General features: G+C 48.1%; 4 protein-coding genes. 3 read left to right on the forward strand and 1 reads right to left on the reverse strand.

What is annotated here, in order from left to right; translation table 11 throughout:
• Positions 1-49: 49 nt before the first annotated feature.
• Both AC1DLI_RS26710 and AC1DLI_RS26715 read left to right on the forward strand, forming a co-directional pair.
• Positions 50-1,312 (forward strand): peptidase U32 family protein, encoded by a 1,263-nt coding sequence (locus AC1DLI_RS26710; RefSeq protein WP_477607552.1) that lies wholly within the window; start codon positions 50-52, stop codon positions 1,310-1,312.
• 188 nt (positions 1,313-1,500) lie between these two features.
• Positions 1,501-3,717: a methyl-accepting chemotaxis protein gene (locus AC1DLI_RS26715; protein WP_477607554.1), complete on the forward strand. Its 2,217-nt coding sequence runs from the start codon at positions 1,501-1,503 to the stop codon at positions 3,715-3,717.
• A 94-nt stretch (positions 3,718-3,811) separates the two neighbouring features.
• On the opposite strand, the gene AC1DLI_RS26720 is transcribed toward AC1DLI_RS26715, so the two are convergent.
• Positions 3,812-4,186, reverse strand: coding sequence for a Rid family detoxifying hydrolase (locus tag AC1DLI_RS26720; protein WP_477607556.1), 375 nt, complete (start codon positions 4,184-4,186; stop codon positions 3,812-3,814).
• Between the two features lie 183 nt (positions 4,187-4,369).
• Between AC1DLI_RS26720 and AC1DLI_RS26725 the strand changes: the two genes are divergently transcribed.
• The gene (locus tag AC1DLI_RS26725) at positions 4,370-6,373 is read left to right on the forward strand and encodes a peptidoglycan D,D-transpeptidase FtsI family protein (protein WP_477607558.1); all 2,004 of its coding nucleotides are present in this window, start codon (positions 4,370-4,372) and stop codon (positions 6,371-6,373) included.
• Positions 6,374-6,839: the final 466 nt, after the last annotated feature.

Raw genomic sequence — 6,839 nt, forward strand, 5'->3', positions numbered from 1 at the left:
TGCTTACGGAGTGAGTTTTGCTTCGCAAAACTTTAGGAGGTGCACACAATTGACGACAATAGAGAAAACGACTCCGCGCTATCAAGGCAAACGACATCGGCTCGATAGGCCGGAGCTTCTCGCACCGGCAGGAAACTTGGAGAAACTCAAATTCGCTATCCATTACGGTGCAGACGCCGTTTATATAGGCGGTCAAAAATACGGCTTGCGTTCGAATGCCGATAATTTCAGCTTTGAGGAAATGAAGGAAGGCGTTGAGTTTGCGGAGCGATATGGGGCAAAGGTATTTGTCGCGACAAACATTTATGCGCATAACGAAGATATAGACGGTCTAGAGGATTATTTGCGTGCCTTGGAAAACGCCGGAATAGCGGCTATCATTGCCGCTGATCCCGCTATAATCGAAACGGCACAGCGTGTTGCTCCCAAGCTTGAGGTGCATTTGAGCACACAGCAATCCACGCTTAATTGGCAGGCCGTGCAGTTTTGGAAGGAAGAAGGTTTGCCACGGGTCGTGTTGGCGCGCGAAACGAGCTTTAAAGACATTGCGGAAATAAAGAAGCATGTCGATATCGAGATCGAAGCTTTCATTCATGGCGCGATGTGCTCTTCGTTCTCGGGACGCTGCGTACTGTCCAACCATTTCACGGATCGTGACTCTAACCGCGGCGGCTGCTGTCAATCATGCCGGTGGAAATATGATTTGTTTGTTGACGATATGCCGATGTATGGCGAAGAGGAAGACAAGTTCACGATGGGTTCCAAGGACTTGTGCATGATTGAGTATTTGCCTGAGCTCATTGAGGTTGGCGTCGACAGCTTCAAGATCGAAGGAAGAATGAAAAGCATTCATTATGTGGCGACGGTCGTTAACGTATACCGTCAAGCGATAGATGCTTATTTCGCGGATCCGGAGCATTTTGAACTGAAGCAGGAATGGGTCGAGGAAATCAATAAGGCTGCGAACCGTCCGCTTAATACAGGATTTTTTCTTGATACGCCTGGAGCAGAGGATCATATTTATGAGCCTGAGGAAAAAGCGGCACCTTATGATTTTGCAGGAATTGTAGTGGATTACGATGCAAAATCAGGTTTCGCGACCGTTCAGCAGCGCAATCATTTTAAAAAAGGCCAAGAAATCGAGTTTGTTGGTCCGAATGGCATGTTCTTTAAGCAAACAATAACGGAGATTACTGACATCGATGGCGCAGAAATCGAAGCGGCAAGGCATCCTTTGCAGCATATCCGAATCCGTACGCTAAAGCCAGTTAAGCCGATGGATATGATGAGAAAGAAGCTAGCGAAAAAGTAAAATTGTAAAAGTATGACTAGAGTCTTATTTTTTAAAAAAATAAGGCTCTTTTTTTTTGATTTCTTATAATAGATTGACAAGAAAGTGTCGATATAAAATAATATGAGGTAAATACATATTTCGGCAAGATTCGCTAGAAGCATATGAACTAATTCAGACTTACAATTTTGAAGGCGGTGTCTTACCCAATGAAAAACCAAGAAGAACAAAAAGCGAAGAAGTCGAAGAAAAAGAAGCAAGAACCAAGCGAGAACGGCGCAAACGGCTCAAAATCAGAGCCTGGTATGAAAGCGCAATCAGGAATGAAGGCAATTTCGCAAGCGGCGAAGGCGGCAACGGTTTCCGTCAAAGGAACGAAGCTGCCTAACCCATTAAAATCAGTAGGTATGAAGCTTTTTACGATCATTTTTTGCAGCATTATTGCATGTGTGCTGACTGTAGGACTATTGGCATACTCAAAATCGAAATCAATCATTGAAAGTAAGGTTTCGGATGCCAGTTTTGAAACGATTAAGCAAGTATCGAATAATTTGGACGTTATTTATAAGACATACGAGGATTTAACTTTACAAATCTTAATTGACAAAGACTTTCATGAAACCATAAGGAAGATGTTGGACAGCGCGGACGATTACGGGAAGTTCGAGGCATCACGTAATTTAAGCGAAAAAATGCAATCCTACGTCATGGGTAATAATACGATTGTTTCATTGATGCTCTTGCCGGTAAATCCGAAGCTGGAGGTTGTCACTGCCGGATCAGCAACGAGCAGCGCTTCAGAAAGATTAATGAAAACCGCTTGGTTTATGGATACCGTTGAAAAAGCGGGTAAAACCAATTGGATTCCGCCCCAGCCGGAGGGCCTTGCCAATTCGGCCAGCGTGAAGACGATTGGGATAAGCCGTCTCATCAAGGATACGACATCCAGCGAAGCTTCCTATGTGCTGCTGATCGAAGTGTCGATAGATTCCATCGCTGAGCGTTATAAAGATGTGAATCTAGGTGATGGCAGCCAAATCGCGATTTTAGACGCAAGCAGCAATTACATTACGAATGYGGATCCCGATATGGTCGGCAAAGCGGCTAATATCACCCTACCGACGGAAGGTGATAAGGCGCTGCAGGACTCGGTGAAAATGAAAACAAAAAATGAAGATGAAGTTCTAGCTGCTTACAAAACATTTACGACAATGGAGTGGAAGCTTGTAGGAACGGTTCCCGTAAAAGAGCTTGTGAAGGATGCCAAAGCGATTCAAAGCATGACTTGGATAACCGTGCTGGTTGCAGCGGTCATTGCGATCGCGATCGGAGAATTGGTCATCTTGACCGTTGCCAAGCCGCTAGTTAAACTTCGGTATTTGATGAATGAAGGCGCAAGCGGCAACCTTACCGTTCGTTCCGTCATGAAAAAACGTCAGGATGAAATCGGTGGGCTAAGTGAAAGCTTTAACCTCATGATGACGCAGATTACAGCTTTGGCTGTACAAACGACGCATTCTGCTGAGGAAGTGCTGAATACGGCAACCGAACTGAGCGATGCTTCAAGAAAAACGGCCATGTCCGCTAAGGAAATCGCTGTCGCAACAGAAGAAATTGCTGGCGGAGCGACAAGCCTAGCCGTAGAAGCGGAAAAGGGCAACGATCTGACATGCAATATCGATGCTCAAATGAGAAAAGTAATCGATGCGAACGAGCAAATGGTACGCTCTGCGCAAGAGGTAGAGAAAGCGAGTGAGCAAGGAACGACTTATATGGGCGTGCTCATTCAAAAAACCGGGATGACCGAGGAAATGACACGCTCTATGGTAGAGAAGGTTGATGCGCTTAAGGAAAGCACAGGCTCAATCGTTAAAATTTTGGACGTGCTGAACAATCTTACGAAGCAAACGAATATCCTTTCGCTTAATGCTACAATCGAAGCAGCTCGCGCTGGCGCTGCAGGAAAAGGCTTTATGGTCGTTGCGGATGAAATTCGCAAGCTTGCCGACCAGAGCCGCCAATCCATCGATGTGGTCGGACAGATTACCGAGAAGATCAGAGGCGAGATCGACGAGACCGTACATGTCTTGTCAGACGCTTATCCGCTGTTCCAAGAGCAAATCGGTTCGGTGAAGGAAGCCAATCAAATTTTCTTAACGGTGTCGGGTCAAATGGGTCAGCTTGTACAAAGACTAGACCTCGTCACGGATGCTATCGGTCAGCTGGACCAATCACAGGCTGTATTAGCGGATGCCATGACTAACGTGAGCGCTGTAGCAGAGGAATCTTCCGCTACATCGGAGGAAGTAGCGTCCCTGAGCTCCGAGCAGCTTAGCATCAGTGATGGCATGGTTCGTCTCTCGGAGAAGCTGGATACCGTATCACGTGAGCTGAAGGACTCTCTTTCCCAGTTTAAGATTGAATAGCGCTTGATATGATTCATAGAACATTATAGATAGAGAAAAAGAGCCTTCAGGCAATGACTGCTGAAGGCTCTTTTTTTGTTTATTGAAAGCCATATTACGATAGATGAGCGATTGCGTCGATTTGCACCATGAAGCCCATATTGGCTGGTGTAATTGTTCTTGCGGGATACGGCTGCGAAAAATACTGTTTATAAATTTCATTGAAAGGGTCGAATTCCGCACCTTCGCCTAGAAATACGCTTACTTTGACAACGTCGGATAGCTTCGCTCCTGATGCCTCTAAAATGGCTTTAAGATTATCAAGCGCCCTACTTGCCTGTACTTCAAGGGACGTCCCCACGACCAATCCGGTATCTGGATCGAAAGGTCCTTGCCCGGCAACATAAACGACATTGCCAGCCTTTATTGCCTGAGAATAGGGCATACCATCTGGATTTTGAGCATCATTTGTAAAAATAACTTCTTTCATGGATATGCTCCTTCGAATAGAGGTTTTTATTTACTATATTCTATATTTAGATCATATTTCCCTTTCATTGAAAATTAGGGTGATGTTTGAAGGGAGGCAACTCAAGGAAATAATGTGGATACCGAATTAATTTTTTAAACGCCAGCATGAAATGGCAAAAGTGATAAAAAGGAGCTAAGCATCATGTTGAAGCAAAGGATTAAACGGTTATCACTGGCGGCATGGATGATTAGCCTTGTTATGCTCGTATATATCGGTCGATTAGCGTGGCTGCAATTGATACCTGGAAGCGCTTCGGCAGCAGTTCTTAGCTCCGAAGCCAACCGAGGAGGCTGGCAAAGGCTCTCGGTTCAGCAGCGGCAGCGCAATCTGGTGCTTGATACCGGCAGAGGGGATTTCTACGATCGAAACGGAAAAGCAATAACGGGAGAAACCTACTCCGCTGTCGCTTTATTCCCCGTCCGGCGAGATGTCCGGGGGGAAGAGAAGGACTTGTCTTTACTTAGCGGCATTTTAGGGGTATCAGTGGAGCAGCTGCAGCAAAAATGGGATGCTGTGCGAGCGCCTGTATTTTGGAAGGCTGATCATCAAATGCGCCCGTTACGTCTAACAGACGCTCAAAAGGCACGGATTGAGAAGCTGCATCTGAACGGCATTCGCGTGCTGCCTTATCGTAATCGATATTTGCCTGGCTTTGAGGCGAAGCATTTAATCGGTTTTACAAGCCAGCATCCGGAGTGGCTGCAGACCGAACAAGCTGAAGATTTGGCCCTCGGCAAAAGGAAGCTAGCTGATCAGGTTGGCGGCTCAGGACTCGAAAAATCATTGGACAAGCTGATGCATGGGGTAGGCGCTACCTCGGTGTCTTATTTTATAGATGGACGGAATGCTCCGATGCACGGTCTTGATTTGCGGATTACGCAGCCTAATAACCGATATTATCCGCTCAAAACGATGACAACAATCGATTTGGAGCTGCAAAATGAGATTGAGGATTATGTGGATGCCCACGGCTTGAAAGAAGGGGCAGTTGTCGTGCTTGATGCCAGCAATGCGGATATTGTAGCAATGGTATCAAGGCCACAGCTGAAACCTGGGCAATTCCACAGCTCCGATGGCACGGAATGGTCTAATCACGCCTTGAAGGCCGTAGCCCCGGGCTCGGTTTTTAAGCTTGTAACAGAGGCTGCCGCACTGGAGGCTGGGGTAGTCAATCAAAATGAATCGTTTTATTGCAGCGGCGAATACGGGAAATACGGCTTGTCCTGCTGGAAGGAAGGCGGACACGGGCACTTGACGCTCAAGGAAGGCTTAGCGCAATCCTGCAATATTGTATTTGCCACCGTCGCTGAGCGGCTTACCGCAGAAGAGCTGAAACGTACGGCAAATGCACTGGGAATAGGCCGACAGGCGGGCTGGCATCGCGAGAAGGCTTTCGGGCCATTCTCAGAGCCGCTGCGCCTTCTGGAGGAAGAAGAGCGCGGCCAGCTGTTCCCGATCCCTATTAAGGCGTCTAGTACGTTTGTAGGGCATGGAGAAGACACTCGATTAGAACCTGGCAGCGGCACACATAAGCAGAGACAGGAGTCGGGAGAGAAAGTACAGCTGGACAAGTTAGGGAGCGCTGGGAAGCGTGACGCTCTGCTGGAGGCGAGGGAGCAAGCAGCAATGCTTGCAGCCGTCGATGGCGGCACGCTCGCGCAAAGCGGGCTTGGGCAGCGTGATGTAAGGATGACGCCGCTTCAGGCGGCAAATCTGATAGTTACGCTGCTTAACGAGGGGCGCGTAATGGAGCCGCGCCTCGTTAGTGAAATCCGCTATGCCAACGGCCAGCGGATGGTGAAACTGCCCGCACAGCGGGCGCAAGAGAGCCGAGGCCGGATTAAACCGGCTACGGCTCATGCGCTGCTGCGCGGCATGGCAGCGGTCGTCGACCATGGGACTGGTCGGACGATCCGCCAAGGGCGGTGGGCGGTTGCCGGTAAATCGGGCACCGCGGAAACGACACGGGCCGGAATCGACCGCAACCACCAGTGGTTTGCGGGCTACGGCCCGATCAAGAAGCCTCGCTACGCGATCGCCGTGCTCGTGGAAAACCAATCGCCTGGAAGCTCGAACCAGGCGACCAAAATTTTTCGCGGCGTCATGGATATCGCCGCGCGCTTAGCTGAAGGAGATGATCGATAACACTCATCTCCTTCAGCCTGCGCAGCGAACGGCGAGCGTAGTGACTGCCCTAACGCAGTGACAGCACGAGTGCGGGAAATTATATGAATGTAACGAACAGCACAATGACAGCGAACAGCTCCATCGAAGCTATCACTAGGGTTACATTGTACTTTATACAGTGTAACCCTTACACAACGGCTTCTCCCTCAACCTACACTGCACTTTCTGCAATAGAAAACGGCATTAGGAATGCTAAAGAAGCTAGTTGATTGAATTCTGCTGCATAAACTGCAGTGTACGGCATCATAATCTCTAAATGAACTCTTTCTATTGCACAAACCGGTTAGACCCCTTAATTCCGGAGTGCTGCCAACCAAATAAACAAATTACGTAGCCAAGCTTGTTATTTGGCCTATTTACATGGCTTTATGGAACATACTTTGGTCCTCCAGCGTCATGACCCAATCAGAGAACTTCGCTGGAG

It is taken from the genome of Paenibacillus sp. 01T443 (assembly GCF_056398325.1).

Excerpts from the sequence above, each read along its gene's own strand:
- AC1DLI_RS26720 (WP_477607556.1), bottom strand. The coding sequence starts at position 4,186 with ATGAAAGAAGTTATTTTTACAAATGATGCTCAAAATCCAGATGGTATG.
- AC1DLI_RS26725 (WP_477607558.1), top strand. The coding sequence starts at position 4,370 with ATGTTGAAGCAAAGGATTAAACGGTTATCACTGGCGGCATGGATGATT.